General features: G+C 69.1%; 23 protein-coding genes. 4 read left to right on the top strand and 19 right to left on the bottom strand.

The genetic code is table 11. The features are described 5' to 3' along the window. The gene (locus Q5696_RS09975; RefSeq protein WP_305094968.1) at positions 1 to 168 is read right to left on the bottom strand and encodes a hypothetical protein; all 168 of its coding nucleotides are present in this window, start codon (positions 166 to 168) and stop codon (positions 1 to 3) included. 104 nt (positions 169 to 272) lie between these two features. Here Q5696_RS09975 and Q5696_RS09970 point away from each other — a divergent pair, with 104 nt between their 5' ends. After that, the gene (locus Q5696_RS09970) at positions 273 to 710 is read left to right on the top strand and encodes a DUF6389 family protein (RefSeq protein WP_305094967.1); all 438 of its coding nucleotides are present in this window, start codon (positions 273 to 275) and stop codon (positions 708 to 710) included. A 69-nt stretch (positions 711 to 779) separates the two neighbouring features. Here the strand turns inward: Q5696_RS09970 and Q5696_RS09965 are convergent, their stop codons facing one another. From Q5696_RS09965 to Q5696_RS09935, 7 genes are read right to left on the bottom strand one after another with little or no spacing between them, the layout of a single operon-like run. Further along, on the bottom strand, positions 780 to 2,318 hold the full coding sequence (locus tag Q5696_RS09965) for a TerD family protein (protein ID WP_305094966.1): 1,539 nt from the start codon (positions 2,316 to 2,318) through the stop codon (positions 780 to 782). A 40-nt stretch (positions 2,319 to 2,358) separates the two neighbouring features. Then, positions 2,359 to 3,579, bottom strand: coding sequence for a TerD family protein (locus Q5696_RS09960; protein WP_305094965.1), 1,221 nt, complete (start codon positions 3,577 to 3,579; stop codon positions 2,359 to 2,361). After that, the gene (locus tag Q5696_RS09955; protein WP_305095220.1) at positions 3,564 to 4,391 is read right to left on the bottom strand and encodes an HAD family hydrolase; all 828 of its coding nucleotides are present in this window, start codon (positions 4,389 to 4,391) and stop codon (positions 3,564 to 3,566) included. The genes Q5696_RS09960 and Q5696_RS09955 overlap by 16 nt, the downstream gene beginning before the upstream one ends. Positions 4,392 to 4,450: 59 nt before the next feature. Then, positions 4,451 to 5,578: a cysteine protease StiP family protein gene (locus Q5696_RS09950; protein WP_305094964.1), complete on the bottom strand. Its 1,128-nt coding sequence runs from the start codon at positions 5,576 to 5,578 to the stop codon at positions 4,451 to 4,453. Then, positions 5,575 to 6,873: a phosphoribosyltransferase family protein gene (locus Q5696_RS09945; RefSeq protein ID WP_305094963.1), complete on the bottom strand. Its 1,299-nt coding sequence runs from the start codon at positions 6,871 to 6,873 to the stop codon at positions 5,575 to 5,577. The genes Q5696_RS09950 and Q5696_RS09945 overlap by 4 nt, the downstream gene beginning before the upstream one ends. Continuing rightward, positions 6,870 to 8,078 carry an HpcH/HpaI aldolase/citrate lyase family protein gene (locus Q5696_RS09940; protein ID WP_305094962.1) on the bottom strand — a complete coding sequence of 403 codons (1,209 nt, stop codon included), beginning with the start codon at positions 8,076 to 8,078 and terminating at the stop codon, positions 6,870 to 6,872. The genes Q5696_RS09945 and Q5696_RS09940 overlap by 4 nt, the downstream gene beginning before the upstream one ends. Beyond that, on the bottom strand, positions 8,075 to 9,265 hold the full coding sequence (locus tag Q5696_RS09935) for a hypothetical protein (RefSeq protein WP_305094961.1): 1,191 nt from the start codon (positions 9,263 to 9,265) through the stop codon (positions 8,075 to 8,077). Before Q5696_RS09935 ends, Q5696_RS09940 begins: the two co-directional genes overlap by 4 nt. Before the next feature lie 102 nt (positions 9,266 to 9,367). On the opposite strand from Q5696_RS09935, the gene Q5696_RS09930 reads away from it, so the two are divergent. After that, positions 9,368 to 10,702 carry a VWA domain-containing protein gene (locus tag Q5696_RS09930; RefSeq protein ID WP_305094960.1) on the top strand — a complete coding sequence of 445 codons (1,335 nt, stop codon included), beginning with the start codon at positions 9,368 to 9,370 and terminating at the stop codon, positions 10,700 to 10,702. 53 nt (positions 10,703 to 10,755) lie between these two features. Here Q5696_RS09930 and Q5696_RS09925 read toward each other — a convergent pair whose 3' ends face one another. The 6 genes from Q5696_RS09925 to Q5696_RS09900 all read right to left on the bottom strand — a co-directional run bounded on the left by Q5696_RS09925 (position 10,756) and on the right by Q5696_RS09900 (position 15,847). After that, complete coding sequence (locus Q5696_RS09925) at positions 10,756 to 11,385, bottom strand: TerD family protein (RefSeq protein ID WP_305094959.1); 630 nt, start codon at positions 11,383 to 11,385, stop codon at positions 10,756 to 10,758. Between the two features lie 26 nt (positions 11,386 to 11,411). Further along, positions 11,412 to 12,527 (bottom strand): DUF475 domain-containing protein, encoded by a 1,116-nt coding sequence (locus Q5696_RS09920; protein WP_305094958.1) that lies wholly within the window; start codon positions 12,525 to 12,527, stop codon positions 11,412 to 11,414. 85 nt (positions 12,528 to 12,612) lie between these two features. After that, entirely contained in the window at positions 12,613 to 13,188 is a 576-nt protein-coding gene (locus Q5696_RS09915) for a TerD family protein (RefSeq protein ID WP_305094957.1), read from the bottom strand. A 162-nt stretch (positions 13,189 to 13,350) separates the two neighbouring features. Beyond that, positions 13,351 to 13,926 (bottom strand): TerD family protein, encoded by a 576-nt coding sequence (locus Q5696_RS09910; protein ID WP_305094956.1) that lies wholly within the window; start codon positions 13,924 to 13,926, stop codon positions 13,351 to 13,353. A 123-nt stretch (positions 13,927 to 14,049) separates the two neighbouring features. Continuing rightward, positions 14,050 to 14,505 carry a tellurite resistance TerB family protein gene (locus tag Q5696_RS09905; RefSeq protein WP_305094955.1) on the bottom strand — a complete coding sequence of 152 codons (456 nt, stop codon included), beginning with the start codon at positions 14,503 to 14,505 and terminating at the stop codon, positions 14,050 to 14,052. Between the two features lie 49 nt (positions 14,506 to 14,554). Beyond that, positions 14,555 to 15,847, bottom strand: a complete 1,293-nt coding sequence (locus Q5696_RS09900) for a TerD family protein (RefSeq protein ID WP_305094954.1) — start codon at positions 15,845 to 15,847, stop codon at positions 14,555 to 14,557. 307 nt (positions 15,848 to 16,154) lie between these two features. Here Q5696_RS09900 and Q5696_RS09895 point away from each other — a divergent pair, with 307 nt between their 5' ends. Further along, positions 16,155 to 16,301: a hypothetical protein gene (locus Q5696_RS09895; protein WP_305094953.1), complete on the top strand. Its 147-nt coding sequence runs from the start codon at positions 16,155 to 16,157 to the stop codon at positions 16,299 to 16,301. Positions 16,302 to 16,365: 64 nt separating this feature from the next. Here Q5696_RS09895 and ppc read toward each other — a convergent pair whose 3' ends face one another. Next, complete coding sequence (gene ppc, locus Q5696_RS09890) at positions 16,366 to 19,146, bottom strand: phosphoenolpyruvate carboxylase (RefSeq protein WP_305094952.1); 2,781 nt, start codon at positions 19,144 to 19,146, stop codon at positions 16,366 to 16,368. A gap of 52 nt (positions 19,147 to 19,198) precedes the next feature. Continuing rightward, positions 19,199 to 19,432 (bottom strand): preprotein translocase subunit SecG, encoded by a 234-nt coding sequence (gene secG, locus Q5696_RS09885; protein ID WP_305094951.1) that lies wholly within the window; start codon positions 19,430 to 19,432, stop codon positions 19,199 to 19,201. A 227-nt stretch (positions 19,433 to 19,659) separates the two neighbouring features. On the opposite strand from secG, the gene Q5696_RS09880 reads away from it, so the two are divergent. Next, complete coding sequence (locus Q5696_RS09880) at positions 19,660 to 20,574, top strand: tyrosine-protein phosphatase (protein WP_305094950.1); 915 nt, start codon at positions 19,660 to 19,662, stop codon at positions 20,572 to 20,574. A 74-nt stretch (positions 20,575 to 20,648) separates the two neighbouring features. Here the strand turns inward: Q5696_RS09880 and tpiA are convergent, their stop codons facing one another. From tpiA to gap, 3 genes are read right to left on the bottom strand one after another with little or no spacing between them, the layout of a single operon-like run. Next, positions 20,649 to 21,434 (bottom strand): triose-phosphate isomerase, encoded by a 786-nt coding sequence (tpiA, locus tag Q5696_RS09875; RefSeq protein WP_305094949.1) that lies wholly within the window; start codon positions 21,432 to 21,434, stop codon positions 20,649 to 20,651. A 3-nt stretch (positions 21,435 to 21,437) separates the two neighbouring features. Beyond that, positions 21,438 to 22,649: a phosphoglycerate kinase gene (locus tag Q5696_RS09870; RefSeq protein ID WP_305094948.1), complete on the bottom strand. Its 1,212-nt coding sequence runs from the start codon at positions 22,647 to 22,649 to the stop codon at positions 21,438 to 21,440. Between the two features lie 19 nt (positions 22,650 to 22,668). Then, positions 22,669 to 23,688 carry a type I glyceraldehyde-3-phosphate dehydrogenase gene (gene gap, locus Q5696_RS09865; protein ID WP_305094947.1) on the bottom strand — a complete coding sequence of 340 codons (1,020 nt, stop codon included), beginning with the start codon at positions 23,686 to 23,688 and terminating at the stop codon, positions 22,669 to 22,671. Positions 23,689 to 23,726 lie beyond the last annotated feature (38 nt).

Here is a 23,726-nt window from a genome sequence, read left to right as displayed (position 1 = left end):
TCAGTCGTCGGCGTCGTCGCCCCGCTCCCCTCCCGGGACCGGGTGCGGCGACCCGCCGGCCACCGGGAGCGGTGTGCACGCCGCCCACAGCCGTCCACTGCGCGGCCCGGTACCGGCCCGCGTCAGGCCACGCCGGTACGTCCGTCCCGTACTGCCGTTCTGTGTCATCGACGTGCTCCTCCCCTGCCGGCCCCGTTGTTCGGGCCGTGTGACTGGTTGGACGCGGCCGTGCGCCGATCGGTTCCCGACCCGGCCCCGTCTATGCTCACCGCGTGGACCGCGCAGAGTATCTGGCCGAACTCGATTCCGTTCTCGACCGGCACACCGATGCTGCGGCGCAGCGACTTTCGTCGATGCTGGCGATGTGCCCGCCCGCCGCCACCGAGCTCGTGATCGACGTGTTCCCCGACCAGGACGGTGAAGGCACGTTCGACGTGTGGGCCCGGTTCGACGGCCCCGACAGCATCGCCCTCAATGCTCCGGTCGACGCGCACCGGCACCTGTTCGGCGTCGTCCACACCGAGGACGGTGTCGAACCGGACGTGCCGCCGCCTGGCCGCGGCTTCTGCGTCCAGGACGCCGTCGTCGACGCGTGTGCGACGTGGCTGACCGACCTGTGGGAACGGGTCGGGGCGGGCCGGTCGCCGATCCCGTGGCACGTCGCCGGCCACGACGGATACGGAACCGTCACACCTATGCAGTTCGGGTAGGGCCGCTCCGCGCCGTGTCGGAGGCATCGGCGATGATGACTGACCGTACCGGTCGCAGGTACGCCGGCGCTACCGGGTCGCGGGGTCGGTGAGGGCGCCGAGGATCCGGCCGAGGTCGGCCGGGGCCCGGTCCGGGGTGAACGTCCACGTGTTGCCCGTCCAGGGGTCGCGCCAGTCGTCGTTGTCGTCGGCGGGCAGGGCGTAACCGTGGGGCATCGGATCGTCGCCGGTGGGGTCGGTGTCCGTGGAGTCGTCGGCGACGACGATCACGGTGACGCCGACGCGGTGTCCGTGTTCGGCGAGGAATGCGATCGCGGGCAGCTGCCGCTGGTCGTAGCCGTACGGGAAGTGGCCGAGCACGATCAGCCGGGGTGTCGCTGCGGACCCACCGGCACCGTCGAGGAGGGCGAGTTCGGCTGCGGCAGCAGCAGATTCGAGGAACGAGCCGATGCTGTCGGGGCGGGTGACCGTGGCCCCGACCCGGTGGGCGACACCGGTGGTGACGGCGCGGAGGTGCCCGGTCAGGTCGACGACGTCGAGGACGACCGCCGGGTCGGCGGCCAGGATCCGCAGGATCGCGGCGGCGGTGACGGACGCAGTCGCCGCGGTGTCCGCGCCGACGATGCGCAGCGGCCGGCCGAGCGGGAACGGCAGGACGAGCGGGACGCGGAGCGGTCCACAGCCGGGGGCGGACAGCTCGCCGATGCGGATACCGTTCGCCGGACCGTACGGCGCGGGGGTGGCGGACCACGCGGGCGCGGCCCAGTCGGCGCACGACCGCGGCAGCAGCGGGGCGATCGCATCGAGTTCGGCGGCGAGCTGGTCGCTGTCGTGCCGATACCGCGCCTGTGCGTCGTCGACGACGGTGTCGTGCCGCTGCTGCGCGACGGTGCGGGCCTGCTGCGCGGCCGGCCCGGTGCGGGCTGCGGGGTCGGCGACGGCGACGCTCAGTTCGTGATCGAGCCGGGCTTCGGCGAAGCGGCGGGCCTCGATCAGGGCCCCGGCCGAACGGGCTGCGTCCTCCAGGATCATCCCGAATCGTTCGACGGTGTGGTTCGGGTCGAACGGCTCGACCGGCCCCGGCGCACCGGTGTCCGGGACCGTCGCCTGCGGGGCGGGTGCCGGATCGTCGTCGACGTCGACGCCGTGGCGGGTGATCAGGCCGGCGAGTCCGTCCGCGTAGCCCTGGCCGACGGCCCGGATCTTCCACTGCCCGGCGCGCCGGTACAGCTCCCAGCAGATCACCGCGGTCTCCCCGGCCCGGCAGTCGATGTCGAAGCCGGCGACGAGCCTCCCGGCCCGATCGTGCAGTGCGGCCACGACCGCGGTGAACACCGTGCCGGTGGCGGCGAGCGGGTCGACGCTCACGATGCACAGCACCGCATGCGCGTCGGGGCGGACGGCGTCGAGGTCGATGTCGACGCCGCCCGCCCCCATCCGGACGCCACCGGTGTGCGGCTGGTTGTAGAACACGAAGGACTCGGACGACAGCGCCTGCAGGTCCGCGTCGACGACCAGGGCGGACACGTCCACCGGGAGGCCACCCCCGACGGTGAACCGCACAGCGGTGGTCGGCAGCACGGTGTTCTGGCCGCGGGTCAGGTGCACGGTCGTTCCTTCGGGTCTCGGATGTTCGGTTCGGGTGCGCTCAGACGCGGACGAACGGCGCGAGCTGCGGTGCGGCCTCGCCGGGATGCTTGGCCTGGATGCCGTCGCCGATCGCCTGCAGCTTCCAGCCGTCGGGTCCACGGAACACCTTGGCCATGACCATGCCGGTGAACGGCATGCCGCCGTGGAGGGTGTAGCGGGCGAGCTCACTGTTCGTGGTGGCGTCGATCAGGCGGCAGAACGCGTTCTGGACCTGCTCGAACGTCTGTCCCTTGTAGGACGTGACGATGAAGACGATCGTGGTGACGTACGGCGGGATGCGGGTGAGGTCGACGTCGACGACCTCGTCGTCACCGTCGCCGGCACCGGTGAGGTTGTCGCCCCGGTGCATGATCGAGCCGTCCTTGGACCGCAGCTGCCCGTAGTAGCAGACGTCGACGATCTGGTCGTCGGCGAACAGGATCGCCGACGCGTCGAGGTCGATGTCGACGGCCCGGCTGCCGAACATGCCCCGCTTCTCGACCGGATCCCAGCCGAGACCCATCCGCACCATGGTCAGGTCGACCCCGCCGTCCTTGCGGAGGTTGACCTTCTGGCCCTTGGCGAGGCTGACGGGACGTCCCTTGGTGAGGTTGATCTCCGTCGGCTGCGGCGGAACGGGCGGCGCGGCCGGTGCGGCCGGCGCCGGCGGCGGGGGCGGGGGCGGCGATGCGGGCGCCGCCGGGGCGGGTGCCGCCGGGGCGGGTGCCGCCGGGGCGGGTGCGTCGTCGACGGTGATGCCGTGGTCGGTGACCAGGTCCGCGAAGCCCCCGGCATAACCCTGTCCGACGGCCCGCACCTTCCACGCCCCCTGACGGCGGTACACCTCGAGAGCGATGACGACGGACTCGCTCGACAGGCCGTCGATCACGTACTCGTACAGCGGGTTTCCGGTGGCGTCGGCGACGCGGGCGGTCGGCGCCGGGAACTGCCCGAACGTGGCGCCCGGGTTGTCGAGGGTGACGACCGCACGAACCTTGTCGATGTCGGCGGGGATCCGGCCGGTGTCGATCTGCAGGGTCGCGCCGTTCGGGCCGGTCACCAACTGCACACCGGGTCCGGCGGGCTGGTTGTAGAACACGAAGTCGGCGTCGGTGCGCACCGTGCCGGCGTCGGTGAGGAGCAGCGCGGACACGTCGGCCGGTGCCGAAAGGGCCACCGAGACGACGATCGTCTCGGCCTGCACGGGGGCGTTCTGACCTTTGGTCAGCTGTTGGGACACGTCGACATCCTTTGCGGGAACGGTGTTTCTGGGTGAGCGGTGTGCTGATGGAACCAGGTGAGGATTTCTTCGCCGGCGCGGATACCCCGGCCGGTGGTGACCGTGACGGTCGGATGCTGCCAGCCGGTGTCCTCGAGTTCACCGTGCCGGGGGCGGATCGCGGTGTCGGCGTGGACGAGCAGATCGATGTCGAGGACACCGTCCCCGGCGGCGACGACCCGGCTGCCGGCCCGCAGGGTGCCGTCGGCGACGAGGCGTCCGTGGACGTCGTGCAGGGCAGCACTCTTGGTGACCGCGTTCGGCATCGTGTAGATCTTGCGGCCCTGCTGGGACACGTTCCAGCCGCGCGGCGCGCACCAGGCCCGCCACGCGGCGACGAACTCGGCGGGCTGGGCGGCGACATCGACGACCAGGTAGCAGAACAGGTCGTCGGCGACCCGCAGACTGCGCACCCACCGCTCGTCGATGCGGGTGCGGAGTTCCTCGGTCACCGCCGTGACCGGGGGGCCGGCGGCGGCGACACGCCGGTCGATGCTCCGCCGCCACTGCTCGTCCGGCCGGCCGTCGACGAGGATCGCGCCGCCGTTGCTGGTGACCGCGTACCGGTACGGGCCGCCCGGCAGGGTGATGCGCCCGTACTGGGCGGGGGTGCGGGTGGTGGTGGGGACCACCGCAGCGCGCCCGGCCAGGTCGGCGAGGAGTCCGTGCGCGGCCCCCGTCATGTACGACAGGGGGGCGTCGTCGTAGATCTCCACACACACCGGTGCGGCGGCCTCGAACCCGTCCCCGGCGGCGGTGCGGGAGTAGATCATGGTGCGGTCGAGATCGGTGGCGACCAGCAGCGAGCGCGGTGTCGTCGATGTCACTGCACTCACGGCTGTTCCTTGATCAGGCCCATGCACGAGTAGGCGAGGTCGGGCACCGTCTCGACGGGGACACCGCGGGCGCCGGCGAGCAACCGGATGTGGGCGTGTTCGGGGGCGTCGGCGTCCCGGACGAGCACCTTCCACGGGATCCGCCGCAGCAGCACCCGGGTGGTTTCCCCGACACCGGGTTTGACGAAGTTCACCGACCCGATGCCGTACTCGTCGCGGACCCGGTCGACCGACGCCCACCCCGACCACGACGGCGTCCGGTCCCCCGCCAGGATCGTGCGGGCCGACGCGACCGCGGCGTCGTGGACCGCGTCGAACTCGGCGGTGACGGTGTCCAGCAACCGGTTCGACACGTCCTGGTCGGCGAGATCCCGGTAGAACTTCGCGCCGTGGAACTCCCCTGCGCCGATGTACCGGTCGTTGAGGACCGTGCGGGACACCAGCCCGGAGACGGTCGAGTTGAGGCACGCCGACGCGACGAGGAAATCGTCGCGGGTGCCGTAGGTGCGCACGCAGTGGCCGGGGTCGGCGAGGACGGCGAGATCGTCGGACAGCCGCGGACCACCGGCGTCCGCATAGGCGTCCAATGCGGCGGTGAGCTCACGGGTGATGGCGCCCTTGCCGGTCCAGCCGTCGACGAACACCACCGAGTCCGGGTCGTGTCGGGCGGTGATGTGGTCGAGGGCGACGGTGTCGATGCCGCGGTCCCGGACGATCGAGATCGTGTAGTGCGGCCACGCCTGTCCGTGGAACCGGTGCGCCCAGCGGCGGACGAGCACCCCGATCGGGGTGCCGGCACGGGCCAGGGAGACCAGGGTCCGGTCCGGCCCGCGTTCGGCGAGCAACAGTTCGGTGACGGCGCCCACCGCGTGCGCCAGGCGGGGTGCGGAGTCGGCCAGCGCGGTCTCGAACAGCTCCCGGTAGGCGGCATCCGGCTGATACTCGACGGGCAGCGATTCGGCGTAGTGCGCGGTCCCGGCCTGGATGGCCTTCTCGCGGGCGGCGACGTCGGCCTCGAGGTCGAGTGCGGAGAGGTCCTTGAGCAACCAGGTGACCTCGTCGGTGGCGTAGGAACCGAATTCGGGGCCGGTCAGCGGCGGTGTCGCGACGGTGATGGATGTCATGACTGCTTCCTCGCGTTCCTCGCGGCGGTGAGGGCATGGTGGTCGGTGGCGGGGACGACGGCGACGACGACGTCGTGGCCCGCCGCGGTGAGGACGTCGAGAAGTCCACCGGGGCTGCGCAGTTCGGGGGTGTCGGCGGGACTGTCGATCACCAGCAGCAACTGCTCCTCCGCCGCGGGTTCGGGCCAGGCCGCGTTGTACAGGTAGCGGCGGGCGGCACCGTCCGGTTCGGGGGCGTGGAACTCGAAGCCGCGGCGCAGCGGATAGCCGGGATCGTCGTGGACGTACGCCGGGGAGCGGGTGGTGGTCTGGTATCGGACCGCCGTCCCCTGCCGGGCGAGATGCTCGGCGATGCACAGCGGCAGATACATCAGTTCCTCGTGCCCGATCACGATCACCGGCCGCCCCGGGTCCAGGTGCGGCTCGAGGGCGGCCGCGGCCGCGGCGGTGGCGGCGGCGAACGTGGCGGAGTCGGCGGCGAGGATGCCGTAGCGTCCGCCGTCGGGCACGTCGGCGGGCCAGCCGACCGGCACGACCGTCACGGTTCCGGCGGTGGCGGCAACCGGGTTGAGCACGGGCGGATCGAGTGCGGTGACGCGGGTGGTGAGCCCGTCCGGGAGTTCGGTGCGGCCGGCGGCGAGCGCGACGTGGTCGATCCGCGCGCCGAGTGCGGTGGCGGCAGCGTCGATCTCGGCCCGGTGGTGGGCCTCGCGCATGTCGACGAGCGACGCGACCACGTACCGGTCGCGGGGCGCGATCCGGTGCAGCGCCCGGATCGCGTCGACGGCCGTTGCCCCGGTGGAGATCTCGTCGTCGACGAGCACCAACGGGGCGGCACCGGTGAACAGTTCCGGGGACGTGGGCTGCAGCAGGTGCGACGTGGCGTGCGAGTGCCCTTCCTCGAATCCGCCGAGGACCGGCACCCCGGCCGTGGCCCGGCGGGTGGAGTGCAGATAGCAGGCCGCCCGCATGCGGGCGGCGACCGCGTGCCCGAGACCCGTTGCGGTCTCGGCGAAGCCGAGGACGACCGCATCGGTAGCAGCGTCCCCGAGAACGGCGACCACCTCGTCGGCGAGGGTGTCCGCTGCCGCCCGGACCCGTCCCGGATCGGTGGGCAGATGCTTGCCCAGCACCGTGGACACCAGCAGGTGCGCGCGACGCGGGTTGCGGCGCAGACCCGGCCGGACGAGCTCGGTGACCCGACGGTCGCCGTCGGCTCCGGTGTCGTGCAGGGTCAGCCCGAACTCGGTGGTCGCCCACGGCTCCGTCGTCGTGGTTGCGGTCGTAGCGGTCATCGGACTGCCAGGGCGGTCAGTAGGTCCACGAAGGTCACTCCCGGGTTGGTCACACCGAACACCGAGGCGCGCAACGCCACCCGCTGCGCCCAGTCCCGATGCGGTTTGAGTTCGTTCATCTTGTTGCCGTAGCCCGACGCGCGCACACCACCGGTGTCGCCGCCGAGGATGTCGACCGCGTCCTGGTACTCCTCGGCGGTCACCGCGGCCAGGGCGTGCACGGGGGCGACGTGGGAGGGGTGGATGACGGTCTTGCCCTGGATACCGTTGGCGTGGTCGAGGGCGATCTCGCGGAGCAGACCGTCGAGGTCGCGGCTGACGAGCTGCTGTCGGAACCGCACCGCGTCCTGTTCCGCGAACGGGGTCTCGCGCAGCTGCGGCCGGAACATGCGTTCGTGGTCGGCGAAGTACTCCCACACCGGGCCGGTGACGACGAACCCGGTGCCGTCGGTGCGGCCGAGATAGTTGACGATGCTGGCGATGACGTCGGAGACGACCCGCACGTCGTAGATCGTCAGATCGCGGTCGCGGCGGATCCCGAACAGCCCGCACATGTCGGTGGCCCCGATCCGCACCGCGAGCACCCGGTCCCGATGCTCGGCGAGCAGCGCCGCGATCGCCTGCAGTTCGGTGTCGCGGGCCTCCCGGTACGCCAGGACCGGCGATTCGAGGACCGGCATCACGTACAGGTGCTTCCCCAGCGTGTCCGACGCCTCCCGGACCGCGGTGAGGGTGTCGGTCCCGGTGTCCGCTGTGAACTTCGGGACCACGAAACCGGTCAGGGCGACGACACCCGCGCCGAGAGTGGCGGTGACGGCACGGATCTCGGCGGCGGTCCGCACCCGCACGAACAGCAGCATCCCCGACGCGGGTGTCCCGGCCAGCGTGTCGAGCGCGTCGACCGCGGAGGCGAGAGCGGCGTCGACCTGGTCGTCGGCGACGGCGTCCTCGAGGTCGATCACCATCGACATCACCCCCTCGCCGTAGCGGCGGGCGATCGTGTCCGCCAGGTCGGGTCGGTTGCCCGGCACGTACAGGGTGGCGCCGAGTGCGACGGCGAGCCGGTTCCGCGGGTCGGTGTCGGCAACCGGCCGCGGTGCGTGCAGGAACAGCCGATCCCGCACACCCGGATCCAGGTGGTGGAAATGTGTGGACGCCTGCCCGGTCCGGGTGTCGGGGGTGGTGGACTGCTGCGTCACGGTCATACGCGGCCTCTCATGCGGTCGACGACCCCACCGATGAAGCTGTCGATCGCTTCCAGGTCGGTCGTGTAGGTCCAGTAGTCGGGGTGCACTCCGTCGAGTGCGGCACATGCGCGGTCGATGCGGTCGACCTGGGCGTCGAGAACCGACCCCCACTCGCCGACGAGGTCGCGCTGCATCGCCAGCTGCTGCGCGTCCCGCAGCCGGAACCGCACCCGGTCCGCGACGGCGGCCGGGTTCGCGCGGATCTCCCGCAGCGACCGCAACCGGTCGGTGACCGCGTCGACGGCGTCGTCCGCGGCGCGCAGATGATCACGGGCCTTGCCGCAGTGTGCCAGTGCGGATTCGGGGTGTCCGGCGGTGATCTCGCCGCGCGCGGCCTGCACCTCGCGGTCGGCGGCCGCCGCAGCGTCCGCGGCGACCCGGTCGTTGTCGACCAGATCGTTCGAGCAGGCGGCGCTGAACTCGCGGAGCAGTGCCGAGCGGGCCGGCTCCAGCTGCTCGGCGCGGGTGGCGACCGCACTGATCCGGGTCGCGATCGACCGGACCGCGTTCTGCGCCTCGCCGGTCCGTCCGGGCGCGGCCGCGAGGGCGGCGTGCACGGCGGCTGCGGCGTCGGTGACCGCGGTGGCCGACTCCTGTCGATCGGCACTGTCGGTGACGGTGTCGAGACGGCGGACCTGCGCGGCGAGGACGTCGACGGCGGCGATCACCGACGGGTACTGCAGGAACGGCAGGCTCTCCGGCCGGTCCAGTTCGGCGACGGCCCGGTCCGCAGCGGCCCGCGCCTGCCGGACCGCCTCCGCTGCGATCTGCCGGGCCGCGCGGGCGCGGGCCAGCTTCTCCCCGAACCGCTCCCGGAACGCGGTCATCTCCGCGGACACCTGTTCGAGGCGGCGGGTGCAGTCCTCGTAGACGGCGGCCGACGCGTACGGCGACTCGGGTTCGGGACGCTGCAGTTCCAGGTATCTCGACGTGGCCTGCGCATGCTGCTCCCGCACCGGCGTCCACCGGCCGACGACGTCACGGGTCGGGTCGGTGTCGTGGGACGCGGCGATGCCGTCCTCGATCTCGGCGAGGAGCCGATCGGTCTGCAGGAAGGCGGTCGTCATCGCGTTGTAGGCGCCGATCGCAGCAGGATCATCGTCCGGTCCCCCCGAAAACCAGCGACGCATGAAGGTTCTGGCCACGCATCGATGCTATCGGCGTGGCCCGACAGTGCGGTCGTCCTGCACCCCGAACCGATGTCCGCTCGGCCCGATTCCACGTCCGGCGCACCGTACGATGCGGCGATGACCGCACTGTCCCGGGGCGCGAACACCCCGATCTCCGACTCCCCCGCCACGATCGCCGTCACCGGAACCACTCCCGGCAGCGTCGACCTGTTCGTGTTCCTGCTCGACGCGACCCGCCGGGTCCGCAGCGACGACGACCTGGTGTTCTTCAACAATCCGTCGTCCCCGGATCGGACCGTCACGCTCGACGCGGACGGGCAGATCCGGCTCGAGCTGCCCGCCGTCGACGCCGGCGTCGACATGATCGCGGTCGCCGTCTCGGTCGACGAAACCGTGCCGGGCCCGCTGTCGGCCGTGCCGCATCTCGGGGTCTGTCTCACCCAGCCGGACGGGGCGACGGTCACCGCCGCCGTCGACGGGCTCACCACCGAGCGTTCGGCGGTGCTGCTCGAGGTGTACCGGCGCGGCGGCGGATGGAAGGTCCGCAACGTGTCCGCCGGCTGGGAGGGCGGGCTGGTCGCGTTGGTCACCGAACACGGAGTTGCCGTGGACGAGCCACCCGCCCAGCCCACTGCCCACGCCCACGCCGGGGTTCCCGTTCCCGCCGCCCCTGCGGTATCGGCAACTGCGCCGGGTACGGCGACGGTCGACGCGGCCGGGGTGCGCACGGTGCCCGCGGAGGCCGGGCTGTCGCTCGAGAAGCGGCAGAAACTCGATCTGCGGAAGAAGGAAGTCACGAAGGTTCTCCTGACCAAGGGGGCGAGCAACTATGTCGGGCGGGTGATCCTGGTGATCGACAAGACCGGCTCGATGAGCCGCCGCTACTCCGGCGGCGAGGTCCGTGAGATCGTCCGCCGGATGGTGCCGGTGGCCACCCAGCTCGACGCCGACGGACAACTCGAGGCCTACCTGTACGGCGTGAAGTTCGCGAAGCTGCCGGACGTGACGGTCGACCGGGCCGACGAGTGGATCGACGAGTACGTCCACCTGCACGGCCGCCACGGCGGCATCGACTACGACCGGCAGATCGGCGGCATCAACGACGAGATCCCGATCATGTCCGAGGTGATCGACAGCCTCGACCGCGACACCAGCGTCCCGACACTGGTGCTGTTCTTCACCGACGGCGGTTTCAACAAGCGTTCCGCGATCCAGAAGCTGATGCGGCAGGCATCGTCCCGGCCGGCGTTCTGGCAGTTCATCGGCATGGGCCGCAGCGGTTTCGGTGTCCTCGAGAAGCTCGACACCCTGTCCGGCCGGGTGGTCGACAACGCCGGCTTCTTCTCGGTGGAGAGCGTCGACGCCCTCTCCGACAGCCGGCTGTACGAACTGCTGCTGTCGGAGTATCCGGACTGGTTGCGGGCCGCCCGCGCCGCGAACATCTTGCGCTGACCCGGGCACCGGTGGGGCCGAGCTCGTTTCGGCCCCACCGGTGGCCGCAGGACCTACTTGCGGCCCGGCGTCCAGTTCATGCCGAACCCGTAGGTGCTGTCGATCTCCTGCTGGGAGCCGCGGATGTAGCGGACCTCGCGGGTGACGGTCAGTTCGCGGCCGTTGCTCTCGAGCATCGCGATCGCGCACGAGACGGCCTGGTTGTCCGCCGAGTCGAGCCGGACCTCGACCTGCGGGCCGGACGTCGGGAACAGGGTGACCACACCGTTCGCCTGCGACCAGTTCGGCACACCCTCGTAGATGTAGGCGAAGATCAGGATCCGCCGGAACTTGCCGATGTCGGCGAGGTTGATGTGCAGGTTCTCCCCGGCGGTGTTGCTGCCGCTGCGGTCGTCGCCGTCGAGGTGGATGAACGGCGGCTGGTTCAGGTTGCCGAACGAGTTGCCGAGCGCCTGCACGACACCGCGGCTGCCGTCGGCGAGTTCGTACATCGCACCGAGATCCAGGTCGATGGACGGCGCGGCAGCTGCCTTGAGCTTCGCGAGGAAGCCCTTGCCCGCGGGTGCTGCGCCCGCGGTCCAGTTCAGGTTCACCCGCATCGTGCCCTGCCCGTCGCCGGACTTCGCGAGGGACACGGTGGGGGTGGCCTTGTCGAGCGTGACCTTGTTCAGGTTGATCGCCATGGTTCGGGCTCCTTCGTGGGCGTGGGTCAGGCGGTGGAGGAGACGCGTTCCGCGTTGTCGACGGCGTCGCCGGCATCCGGATTGCGCTTGTTGCGGACGATGCTGGTGATCAGTGCTGCAGCGATGAGGACGACGCCGACGAGGCCGGTGACGACCTCCGGGACGTGGGTGCCGATGGAGTACATCAGGATCAGTGCGAGCGCACCGATCGCCCAGTGCGCGCCGTGCTCGAGGTACACGTACTCCGACAAGGTGCCCTGGCGGACCAGGTACACGGTCAGGGAGCGGACGAACATCGCGCCGATGAAGCCGAGGCCGAGGGCGATGATGATCGGGTCGGCGGTGATCGCGAACGCGCCGATCACACCGTCGAACGAGAACGACGCGTCGAGCACCTCGAGGTACAGGAACAGGAAGAACCCGGCCTTACCGGTGGCCTTGGCGAGGTCGCTGGGGCCGGTGGACTTCTCGTCGGCGTCCTCGGCGACGTTGAACATTTCACCGAGACCGTTGACGATCATGTAGGTGATCATGCCGAGCGCGCCGGCGATCATGACGGTGGCCGTCTTGTCCTCCGGTGCGATGAACACCGCGGTGATCACCAGCAGGACGGTGGCGATGACGACCTCGAGCTGGTCGAGCTTGCCGATCTTCTCGAGCGGCCGTTCGATCCAGGAGAGCCAGGTGATCTCCTTCTCCTCGAGCACGAAGCCGAGGAACAGCATCAGCAGGAACATGCCGCCGAATGCCGCGATCTGGGGGTGGGCGTCGGTGATGAGGGTTTCGTAGCTGGCCGAGCCGTCGGGGAAGTACGCGGCCCCGTCGGCCGGCGGGTTCAGCGCGAGGTCGATCGCGTCGATCGGGCCGAGGCCCGAGGCGATCCACACGATCGCGAGCGGGAACACCAGGCGCATACCGAACACGGCGATCAGGATGCCGACGGTGAGGAAGATCTTCTGCCAGAACTCGCTCATCCGTTTCAGGACGGTGGCGTTGATGACCGCGTTGTCGAACGACAGGGACACCTCGAGGATGCCGAGGATCGTGACGAGGAGCAGTGCTTGCGGGCCACCATAGAGGAACGCCACCACGAGGGAGACGACGGTGACGGCAAACGAGACTCCGAAGATGCGGAGAATCACGGGCGGTGGCCCTTTCTCGGGTAGATGGGGTGCCGCCGCGAATCGGACTCGCGGCGGCACTCACCGGTCAGATGACAGGCGTCGGTCAGATGTTGACGCCGTAGTCGCGGGCGATGCCCGCCAGTCCGGACGCGTAGCCCTGCCCGACGGCACGGAACTTCCATTCGGTGCCGTTGCGGTAGACCTCGCCGAAGATCATGGCGGTCTCGGTGGAGGCGTCCTCCGACAGGTCGTACCGGGCCAGCTCGATGCCGGTGTTGCGGTCGACGACACGGATGAACGCGTTGATGACCTGACCGAACGACTGGCCGCGTTCGACGGCCTCGTGGATCGAGACCGGGAAGAAGATGTTCGTCACCTTCGGGTCCAGCGCGGTCAGGTCGATGTTGATCGACTCGTCGTCGCCGTCGCCCTCACCGGTGAGGTTGTCGCCGGTGTGCTCGACCGCACCGTCCGGGGACTTGAGGTTGTTGTAGAACACGAAGTGCAGGTCGGAGAGCACCTTACGTTCCGGGCCGGTCAGCAGCGCGGAGGCGTCGAGGTCGTAGGCGGCACCGGTGGTGGTGCGCTGGTCCCAGCCGAGACCGACAGTGATCGACGTCAGGTTCGCCGACTGCTTCGACAGGGAAACGTTGCCGCCCTTGGCAAGTGACACGCTCATGGAAACTCCGTCCGAAAGTAGTGGGAGGGAGGGGACGACCACACGGCAACGCCCCCCTTTCGATAGTGCGAACGGACGCGGCAGGCCCCCACTGCCGACGCCGTCCGTGAGAGGTGGCGGCGCATCAGGTTCCGTCGATGCGCCGCCACCGGGTACCACGGTCTAGACGTTGACGCCGTAGTCGCGAGCGATGCCCGACAGGCCCGAGGCGTAGCCCTGCCCGACGGCACGGAACTTCCATTCGGCACCGTTGCGGTACAGCTCACCGAAGACCATGGCGGTCTCGGTGGAGGCGTCCTCCGACAGGTCGTACCGGGCCAGCTCCGAGTTGTCGGCCTGGTTGACGACGCGGATGTAGGCGTTGCGCACCTGGCCGAACGACTGGCCGCGGTTGTCGGCGTCGTAGATCGAGACGGGGAACACGATCGAATCGATGTTCGCCGGCACGGCGGCGAGGTCGACCTTGATGATCTCGTCGTCGCCGTCGCCCTCACCGGTGGTGTTGTCGCCGGTGTGCTCGATCGAGCCGTCCGGGGACTTGAGGTTGTTGAAGAACACGAAGTGCTGGTCCGAGACGACCTTCTTGTCCGCACCCAGCCCGATCGCGGACGCGTCGAGATCGAAGTCCTGTCCGGTCGTGGTGCGCACGTCCCAGCCGAGACCGACGGCGACCGCGGTCAGCCCGGGCGCCTCCTTGGTCAGCGAGACGTTGCCACCCTTGGTCAGGCTCACACCCATGCTTGTCCTCCTGAATTCGTTGTGCTGTATAGCTTTCCGGGGTCTCCCGAAAAGTGTGGTCCACCGGTCACCTGCCGAGGACCGTAGCCCGGCCCACCGACAAGCCTCACGAACGAACCGTCGTCAGAGATCGAACTCGGACGGATCGATCCCCACCGCGAAGCACGCTTCCTTGACCGCGTTCTTCTCGTGCTGATCGAAGTTGCCGTCGGCACCGCCGATGATGATGCCGATCTGGATCACTGCACGCGCCTGCTCCGGCTTGGACTTCAGCTTGCCGATCGTGGCAGTGGCCTCGACCTTGCCGAAGTCGAAATCGCCCTGCAGCTTGTCGCAGTACCAGTCGAACTTCTGCCGCAGTTCGTCCGGCGAGAACACCTTCAGCGACTCGTTCGACATGATCAGCGCGGCGGTCTTCTGGCGCTCCGCCGGGTCGATGCTGCCGTCGGCTGCGGCGATCAGCGCGCACATCGCCATCGCGCCGTTGGCGAACTCCTTGTTCTTGAACTGCGCGGTCTTGACCTGCAGCTGCCCGTTCAGTTCCTGCGTCTTGGCCTTGAGCTGGTCCCAGAATCCCATCTGTCCTCCTGTATTTCGGGGTAGTCCACTTGCAGAATCGGTACCGGGTCTACTTCTTCGGGTCCGGGCACCGGCCGCTGTACGTCGTGAGGCCGATCCCGCCGTTGCTCGTCTTGCTCCGGCCGACAGGCCCATCCGAAGCTTTCCGCACCCAGTTCCCGGCCGTGTCCAGAACGGGCATTCTTTCGCTCATGAAGCGGCTGTACCGGGTTTCGCCGTCGACGGTGAGGACACCGTCTCGGACATCGATGTGCGCGACGGTCGCCCAGTACGAGTTCTTACCGTTTCCGACATGGACCAGGATCTCGTCCGAGTCCGGTCCCGGGAGCCCGTCCCGTCCGGCGCGGCCGTAACGGATCGCGACCCGGGGCCGGCCGAACGTATCGATGGCACCGCCGCCGTTGTCGACACTCTGGTAGACGTTCACCAGCAGGTCCCCGTTCTCCTGCGGGAGTACCCGAACCCGCTCGGTGGCCGGTTCGTCGCCGCGGCCGGGGCCGAGACTGTCCCCGTAGTGGTGGATGTACGGCCAGGTGTCGAGGCTGCCTCGGTGCCCCTTCTCCCCGCTGACGACGACGTATTCGTTCGTCTCCTCGTTCCGGCAGAAGAAGTAGACATCGAGGTCGCCTTCGCCGTATCGCTTCACGGTGCCGTCCTGCTCGTACTCGGCACCGCGGCCGTCCCATTCGAGTCCGACGGTGAGCACCCAGTTCGGGTCCCCCTGGCTCTTGCGCAGATCGATGCGGGCAGTCTTGTCGGCCGAGTCCTTCGCCAGGGAGATCTTCACCGTCTCGACGACGGTCGATGCGGGTGGAGGATCCTGAACGGCCACAGTCGGAGTCTCGGCGGCGCCGGGATCGTCGACGGTGATGCCGTGTTCGGTGGCGAACGACGCCAGCCCTTCGCTGTAACCCTGGCCGATCGCATCGAGACGCCAGCCGGTTCCGCGCCGATAGAACGCCACCACCTGCAGGACCGTCTCGGCCGCGAGTCCCGGCGGCACGAACGTCGACCGGTGCCCGGCGGCGGCGATGTCGACGGAGAGTCCGGCCACGGCACCGAACGTTCCGCCCCGGGCTTCGGTGCTCCCGGTGACCAGCACCCGGTGCACGTCCGCGGGCACCGAGTCGAGGTCGACGGTGACGGCCGCGTCCGAGACCAGAGTGACGCCACCGGCTTTCGGATTGTTGAAGAACACGAAGTCGTCGTCGCCGCGAACGCGACCGTCGGCGCCGAGGAGCACTGCAGCAATGTCGACCGCATCCGCTGGGGCCGACGTGGTGATCGCGACGGTGTATCGGTCACCGACGAGGTCGGTCTTCGACCCCTTCACAAGCTGCACACGTCCTCCAGATTCCGACAGGCTCTCCCCCGGCACTCGTCGACACCGACACACCAACCGCTCGAATCGGACATCGACACCATTGTGCCTGACGTTTCCGCGCATACGGGGCGGCCAGTACTTCCGACCCCCGGACACGAACCGTTCGACGCACAGCAGTCCCCCTACCCGCCCCTATCCGAGTACTCGTCGACCCCTATCCGTCCCCTAATCCGGCCCGATTCGTGTCGGACATCACAACCGGCACGGTCGAATGGGTCTCGACACCACCCGGTGTCGACCGATTCGAGCGAACACAGGAGTACCCATGTCGATCTCCGCTCTCTTCTCGGCCCTGCTGAACGCGATGTTCGGCGGTCAGTTCAACGTCGGTTCCGGCGACTCGTCCTTCGGCTCCGCCGGCAACGCCGGGGGCGGCGGCGGTGGCGGCGGCGATGTCGCGTTCGGATCCTGACCGGCACCGCGCTCCGCCCGGGTACCGCCCGCGAATGCTTCTCTCGCGGGCGGTACCGCCGGATCTAGCCGCTGTTGCGCAATGCCGTGGCGAGCCCGTTCATCGTCAACTGGATACCGCGCCGGACACTGTCGGAGTCGTCGCCCGCCCGGTAACGGCGCAACAACTCCACCTGCAGATGATTGAGCGGCTCGAGGTACGGAAACCGGTTGTGCACCGACCGGTCGAGGGCGGGGTTGTCCCACAACAGGTTCTCGTGACCGGTGATCGCCCGGTACATCGCGAGAGTGCGGGCATGCTCGGCGGAGATCTTGCCGAACACCTCCCGGCGCAGGGCAACGTCGGGCACCAGTTCGGAATATCGTGCGGCCAAACCCATGTCGGACTTCGCCATCACCTGCGCCAGATTCGACAGCACGGTCCGGAAGAACGGCCACCGCTCGTACAGGTCGGTGAGCGTCGCGAGCCGATCGGTGTCGTCACCCACCCACGTCTCGAACGCCGTCCCGGTGCCGTACCAGCCGGGCAGCATCACCCGAGACTGGCTCCACGACAGCACCCACGGGATCGCCCGCAGATCGGAGATCGCCCGTGTCGGCTTCCGGGTCGCCGGACGGCTGCCGATGTTGAGGGCCCCGATCTCGGCGACCGGCGTCGACGCCGTGAAGTAGTCCACGAATCCGGGGGTGTCGTGCACCAGGTCCGCGTACGCGACCCGGGCCAGCTCCGCCAGCTCGTCGAGGATCTCGTAGGCGGGGACGGCGTCGTCGCCCAGCCCCTCGACGTCCAGCAGTGTCGACTCCAACGTCGCCGACACCAGCGCCTCGAGGTTGCGCCTGGCCAGCCGCGGTTCCGCATACTTCGCGGCGATGATCTCCCCCTGCTCGGTGAGCCGCAGCGCCCCCTGCACCGCACCGGGCGGCTGCGCGAGAATCGCGTCGTAGCTGGGTCCGCCGCCGCGGCCGACGGTGCCGCCACGACCGTGGAAGAGCCGCAACCGGATTCCCGTCTCCCGGGCGACCGCGACGAGATCGAGCTCCGCGCGGTACAGCGCCCAGTTCGCCGCGAGATAGCCCCCGTCCTTGTTGGAGTCGGAGTAGCCGAGCATCACCTCCTGACGGTCGCCCCGGTTCGCGACCAGCGCCCGATAGATCGGGACGTCGAGGGCCGCGGTGAGGATGCCGGCGCCGCCGCGCAGATCGTCGATGGTCTCGAACAGCGGCACGATACCCACCGGGCAGCGCGGTCCACCCTCACCGTCCGGGTCGAACAGCCCCACCTCGGCGAGCAGCACCGCCACCTCGAGCAAGTCGCTGACCGAATCGCACATGCTGATCACATAGTTCGGGACCGCGTCGGGGCCGATACGGTCCACGGCGTCGGCCGCCGCACGCAGAATGCCGAGTTCCCCGGTGGTGAGCTCACCGAACTCGGCGTGCGGACCGGCGAGGGGCCGCCGGGTCGCCAACTCACCGGCGAGCAGCGCGACCCGCTGGTCCTCACGCAGGGAGCGATAGTCCGGGTGGACGCCCGCCCACGCCAGCAGTTCCGCGATCACCGTCTCGTGGATCTCGGAATTCTGCCGCAGATCCAGCCCGCACAGGTGGAAACCGAAGACCTGCACCGCGTTCCGCAGCCGGGCCAGCCGATCGTCGGCGACGGCGGCGTCGCCGTGCGAACGCAGCGACGCATCGATCACGTCCAGGTCGGCGAGCAGGTCGCCGGGAACCTCGTAGCCGGGAAGATCTCCGTCCACGCGTCCGGCCGCCGGATGCCCGAGGATCCGGTCGGCTGTCACCGACAACCGCACCCGCAGCCCGCGCACCGCCCGCCGGTACGGTTCGTCCGCCCGGAACGCCGACTCGTCCCCCGACTCGTCGGCGAGCCTCGTGAGCGCACCGGTGACCGTGACCAGCCGCGCCGACATCGACAGTTCCCGTTCCAGGACCTCGAGTTCCGCCAGATGATGTTCGAGCGCGGTCTCCGCGGCCCGGTGCGTCGCGCGGGCCACCACGTCGGCGGTGACGAACGGGTTGCCGTCCCGGTCTCCGCCGATCCACGATCCGGGCCGCAGTATCGGCTCGTCCAGCACCCCCGACCCGGGCCAACGGGCCTGCAATGCATCCCGCACGTCCGCGTTGATCTGTGGGATCACCTCGAAGAAGGAAGCGTCGTAGTAACGCAGACCCACCTCGATCTCGTCCTGGATCCGTAGGCGGGACAACCGGATCAGGGCCGTCTGCCACAGGGTGAGGATCTGCCGGCGCAACTGCCGGTCGACGTCCGCGATCTCGTCGGAACCGGGGGGATGCCACGCACGTCGCCGCATGAGTTCGATGATCCGGTGCTGTGTCTCGAACACCGTGCGCCGGCGGGTCTCGGTCGGGTGGGCGGTGATCACCGGTGCAACCAGGGCACCTGCCAACGCGGCGGACGCGGTCACCGAATCCACGTTCGCGGCATCGAGTTTCGCATACGTGGCCGCCAAACTGCTGTCCTGCGGCGGCTCCCCCGACCGGACGTGGAGTGCGCGACGCCGCTCGCGGTGCAGATCCTCCGCGACGTTCGCGAGCAACGCGAAATGACTGAATGCACGAATCACCGGGATCGCGTCCTCGGTGTAGATCGTCGTGAACATCTCCGCGAGCTGCGCCCGGTCGATCTCCGAACGCCGCACCCGGAACGATTCGACCCGTGCCCGCTCGACGAGCCCGAACACGCCGTCGCCCGCCTGCTCCCGGACGATGTCACCGAGCAGGCCACCGAGAAGCCGGATGTCCTCCCGCAGCGGCTCGGTAGCGGAACGCAGCTCGGCAGTGGAATGCAGCTCGGGGCTCCCCGTCATCACCCCAGTATCGGTCGGACTCCGGCCGCTCGCACGACGAACGGGCGTCGCGTCAGCTGAACTTGATCTCGAGTCCGATGCCGAGGATCGCGATCAGCCACACCAGCGCCGTGAACACGGTGATCCGGTCCAGGTTCTTCTCCACGACCGTCGACCCGGCAAGGCTGGACTGGACACCGCCGCCGAAGAGGCTGGACAGACCGCCGCCCTTCGCCCGGTGCAGCAGCACCAGCAGGATGAGCAGCAGACTGGTGATCACCAGCAGAATCTCCAGGAACAGTGCCATTTCGGTATTCGCTGCCCTTCACACGCCACGGAATTCGGTCACTAGCGCGCCCAGCTTACCTGTTGCCCGGCCGCCGGGGTGCCGTCCCGGGGGGCAGGTCCGCCACAGACGACCGAAGCGATGACCGACAACACATTTCTCCCGCGTGATGAGACGCATCACTTATACGACCCTGTGGAGTTCGCTACCTTCCTCGCGAGCAGACACCCCACCAGGAAGGCTCCACCATGACGCACCGCTCGACAGCCCTGCGCCGTACCACCCGAACCGCCGTGGCCCTCACCGCATCCGGCTCGTTCCTGTTCGCGGGCACCGCGGCCGCCGGCGCCGCCGGCTCACTCGATCTGCCGGCCCTCGGGTCCATCGGCGCCGGATCGAGCGCCCCGGCCGTCGCCGAGACACCGCGGCTCGCGACGATCGACAACTTCCGCGATGTGGCCGGCCCCGGCTACGAGACCACCCAAGGCCTGCGTATGCGCCCGGGCGTCTTCTACCGGTCCAATGCAGTCGTCCCCGGCGACGACGACCTCGCAGCTCTCGAGACGCTCGGCCTGTCCGCGATCTACGACGTCCGCACCGACGAGGAGGTGGCCGGCAAACCCGACCGGCTGCCGGCCGGCGCCTCCTACGTCCGGGTCCCGATCCTGTCCGGCGACCTCGCGGGTGCCGCCTTCGCGCTGCAATCGCCGGACGAGGGACGCGAGTTCATGCGGGAGATGAACCGCTCCTTCGTCAACGATCCCGCGGCCCGCGCAGGATTCGCCACCCTGCTCACCGGTCTCGCCGACACCACCGGCCCCCAACTGTTCCACTGCACGGCCGGCAAGGACCGGACCGGCTGGGCCGCCGCCCTCCTGCAAACCATCGCCGGAGTGCCTCGGGACACCGTCATGGCGGACTATCTCCTCACCAACGAGTACACCGCGGCATCGATGGAAACGACGCTGCAGGGCCTGGCAACCCGGTACGGGCAGGAACGCGCCGACATCTTCGCACCCATGATCGGCGTCGATGCCAGCTACCTGCAGGCCTCGTTCGACGAAGTCGAGACCGAGTACGGCACGATCGACAACTACCTGCGCGACGGGCTCGGCCTGTCCGACCTCACCCTCGCGAAGTTGAAGCTCGCGCTGGTCCTCTGACCACACCCACGAAAAACGCCGGGCGTGCACCCTTTCGAGGGTGCACGCCCGGCGTTCGTTCGATTGCTACCGGATCAGAGCAGCGGACCGCCGGCGGCGATCGCCGACAGCTGCGCGAACTCGTCGGCCTTGAGCGAGGCTCCGCCGACCAGGCCGCCGTCGACGTCGGGCTGAGCGATGAGCTCGCCGACGTTCTTGGCGTTGACCGATCCGCCGTAGAGGACCCGCACGGCCTGTGCGACCTCGGGCGAGGCCAGCTCGGCGAGCGTGTCACGCACCGCCTTGCAGACTTCCTGCGCGTCGGCGGCCGAGGCCACCTTGCCGGTGCCGATGGCCCACACGGGCTCGTAGGCGACGACGATCTCGGCGATCTCGGCGGCCGACAGACCCGCGAGCGACCCCTTCAGCTGCGCGACGTTGTACGCCACGTGCTCGCCGGCCTCGCGGATGTTCAGGCCCTCACCGATGCAGACGATCGGGGTGAGCCCGTTCTTCAGCGCGGCCTTGGTCTTGGCCAGCACCGTCTCGTCGGACTCGCCGTGCAGCGTGCGCCGCTCGGAGTGTCCGACGACGACGAACGTGCAGCCCAGCTTGGCCAGCATCGAGCCGCTGATCTCGCCGGTGTACGCACCCGAATCGTGGGCGGACACGTCCTGCGCACCGTAGGTGAGCAGGAGCTTGTCGCCCTCGACGAGGGTCTGCACGCTGCGGATGTCGGTGAACGGCGGGATCACCGTCACGTCGACCTTCTCGAAGTACTTCGACGGCAACGAGAACGCGATCTTCTGCACCAGAGCGATGGCCTCGAGGTGATTGAGGTTCATCTTCCAGTTGCCGGCGATCAAAGGCTTACGTGCCATGCGTCAGTCCTCCAGCGCCGCGATGCCGGGAAGCGTCTTGCCCTCGAGGTATTCGAGGGAGGCGCCGCCGCCGGTCGAGATGTGCGAGAAGCCGTCCTCCGGCAGACCGAGCTGACGCACGGCCGCCGCGGAATCGCCGCCGCCGACGACGCTGAACGCGCCCTTGCCGGTGGCCTCGATGATCGCCTCGGCGACACCCTTGGTGCCGGCCGAGAACTTCTCGAACTCGAACACGCCCATCGGGCCGTTCCAGAACACCGTCTTGGCACCCGAGAGGATCGCTGCGAAGCGCTCCACCGACTGCGGTCCGATGTCCAGGCCCATCCAGCCGTCCGGAATCTCCAGCACGGAGACCGTCTTCGACTCGGCGTCCGCCGAGAACGAGTCGGCGATCACCACGTCCTGCGGGATGTGGATGACGTCCGCGTAGCGCTCGAGCAGCTCCTTGCAGGTGTCGATCATCTCTTCCTGACACAGCGAGTTGCCGACCGAGATTCCCTGTGCTGCAAGGAAGGTGTAGTACATGCCGCCACCGATGACGAGGGTGTCGACCTTGGGGGCCAACGCCTCGATCACGGCGAGCTTGTCCGACACCTTGGAGCCGCCGAGCACGACCGCGTACGGCCGCTCGGAAGCTTCGGACAGCACCCGGAGAACGTCCATCTCGGCCGCGACCAGGTTGCCCGCGTAGTGCGGGAGCAGCTCGGCGATGTCGTAGACCGACGCCTGCTTGCGGTGCACGACACCGAAGCCGTCGGAGACGAACGCACCGTCACCGTCGACCAGGTCGACGAGTGCCTTCGCGAGAGCCTCACGTTCGGCGTCGTCCTTGCTGGTCTCACGCGGATCGAAGCGGATGTTCTCCAGCAGCATCACATCGCCGTCCGTCAGGCCCTCGGAACGCGCGAGCGCATCCTGGCCGACGACGTCACCGGCGAGCTGGACGTTGCGGCCCAGCACCTCACCGAGCTTCGCGGCGACCGGCGCCAGCGACAGCGCCGGATCGACCTCGCCCTTGGGACGACCGAGGTGCGCCATCACGATGACCTTGGCCCCGGCCTCGGCCAGCGCCGAGATGGTCGGTGCGGACGCGATGATGCGGCCCGGATCGGTGATCGTGCCGTTGTCCAGCGGAACGTTGAGGTCGGAGCGCACCAGCACGGTGCGGCCCTCGACCCCCTCGTCCAGCAGATCCTTCAGAGTCTTGACAGCCATGATGGTCGTCGAACTCCGATCAGAGGGACTTGGCGACGAGGCCGATGAGGTCCGCGAGACGGTTCGAGTAGCCCCACTCGTTGTCGTACCACGACACGATCTTGACCTGGTCGTCGATGACCTTGGTCAGGCCGGCGTCGAAGATCGAGGAGTGCGGGTCGGTGACGATGTCCGCCGACACGATCGGGTCCTCGGTGTACTTCAGGATGCCCTTCAGCGGGCCCTCGGCGGCAGCCTTCATCGCGGCGTTGACCTGCTCGGCGGTGGCCGACTTCGCGAGGTTGACGGTGAGGTCGGTGACCGAGCCGGTCGGGATCGGCACGCGCAGCGCGTAGCCGTCCAGCTTGCCCAGCAGCTGCGGGAGGACCAGGCCGATGGCCTTGGCCGCACCGGTGCCGGTCGGGACGATGTTCAGCGCGGCGGCGCGGGCGCGACGCAGGTCGCTGTGCGGGCCGTCCTGCAGGTTCTGGTCCTGCGTGTACGCGTGGATCGTGGTCATCAGACCCTTGACGATGCCGAACTCGTCGTCGAGGACCTTGGCGATCGGGCCGAGGCAGTTGGTGGTGCAGGACGCGTTGGAGATGATGTCCTGGCTGCCGTCGTACTTGTCGTCGTTGACGCCCATGACGATGGTGATGTCCTCGCCCTTGGCGGGCGCGGAGATGATGACCTTCTTGGCGCCGGCCTCGAGGTGACCCTTGGCCTTCTCGGCGTCCGTGAAGATGCCGGTGGACTCGACGACGACGTCGACGCCCAGCTCGCCCCAGGGCAGCTCGCTGAGCGGGCCGCGGTGCGCCAGCGCCTTGATCTTGGTGTCACCGACGACGATGGTGTCGTCACCCTCGAGGGAGACGTCGTGCGGCAGACGACCCAGGATCGAGTCGTACTTGAGCAGGTGAGCCAGCGTCGCATTGTCGGTGAGGTCGTTGACCGCAACGATCTCGATGTCGGTGGTGCCGAGCGCCTTCTGCGCATCGACCGCCCTGAAGAAGTTACGTCCGATACGACCGAAGCCGTTGATGCCTACCCGGACCGTCACAGTTAGCTCCTTTGCCCATCACTCTGTGTGCCAGTGTT

Source organism: Prescottella sp. R16, assembly GCF_030656875.1.
Classification (GTDB): Bacteria; Actinomycetota; Actinomycetes; order Mycobacteriales; family Mycobacteriaceae; genus Prescottella.
The sequence above is the reverse complement of the archived record's forward strand: the minus strand, read 5'-3'. Positions and strand labels throughout refer to the sequence as shown.

Bases quoted from the DNA above. Each gene is read 5' to 3' on its own strand.
- Q5696_RS09945 (WP_305094963.1), bottom strand. From the start codon at position 6,873: ATGACCGCTACGACCGCAACCACGACGACGGAGCCGTGGGCGACCACC.
- Q5696_RS09930 (WP_305094960.1), top strand. From the start codon at position 9,368: ATGACCGCACTGTCCCGGGGCGCGAACACCCCGATCTCCGACTCCCCC.
- Q5696_RS09905 (WP_305094955.1), bottom strand. From the start codon at position 14,505: ATGGGATTCTGGGACCAGCTCAAGGCCAAGACGCAGGAACTGAACGGG.
- secG (WP_305094951.1), bottom strand. From the start codon at position 19,432: ATGGCACTGTTCCTGGAGATTCTGCTGGTGATCACCAGTCTGCTGCTC.
- Q5696_RS09880 (WP_305094950.1), top strand. From the start codon at position 19,660: ATGACGCACCGCTCGACAGCCCTGCGCCGTACCACCCGAACCGCCGTG.
- ppc (WP_305094952.1), bottom strand. From the start codon at position 19,146: ATGACGGGGAGCCCCGAGCTGCATTCCACTGCCGAGCTGCGTTCCGCT.
- Q5696_RS09975 (WP_305094968.1), bottom strand. From the start codon at position 168: ATGACACAGAACGGCAGTACGGGACGGACGTACCGGCGTGGCCTGACG.
- tpiA (WP_305094949.1), bottom strand. From the start codon at position 21,434: ATGGCACGTAAGCCTTTGATCGCCGGCAACTGGAAGATGAACCTCAAT.
- Q5696_RS09870 (WP_305094948.1), bottom strand. From the start codon at position 22,649: ATGGCTGTCAAGACTCTGAAGGATCTGCTGGACGAGGGGGTCGAGGGC.
- Q5696_RS09955 (WP_305095220.1), bottom strand. From the start codon at position 4,391: ATGATCTACTCCCGCACCGCCGCCGGGGACGGGTTCGAGGCCGCCGCA.
- Q5696_RS09925 (WP_305094959.1), bottom strand. From the start codon at position 11,385: ATGGCGATCAACCTGAACAAGGTCACGCTCGACAAGGCCACCCCCACC.
- Q5696_RS09910 (WP_305094956.1), bottom strand. From the start codon at position 13,926: ATGGGTGTGAGCCTGACCAAGGGTGGCAACGTCTCGCTGACCAAGGAG.
- Q5696_RS09895 (WP_305094953.1), top strand. From the start codon at position 16,155: ATGTCGATCTCCGCTCTCTTCTCGGCCCTGCTGAACGCGATGTTCGGC.
- Q5696_RS09915 (WP_305094957.1), bottom strand. From the start codon at position 13,188: ATGAGCGTGTCACTTGCCAAGGGCGGCAACGTTTCCCTGTCGAAGCAG.
- Q5696_RS09940 (WP_305094962.1), bottom strand. From the start codon at position 8,078: ATGACCGTGACGCAGCAGTCCACCACCCCCGACACCCGGACCGGGCAG.
- Q5696_RS09950 (WP_305094964.1), bottom strand. From the start codon at position 5,578: ATGACATCCATCACCGTCGCGACACCGCCGCTGACCGGCCCCGAATTC.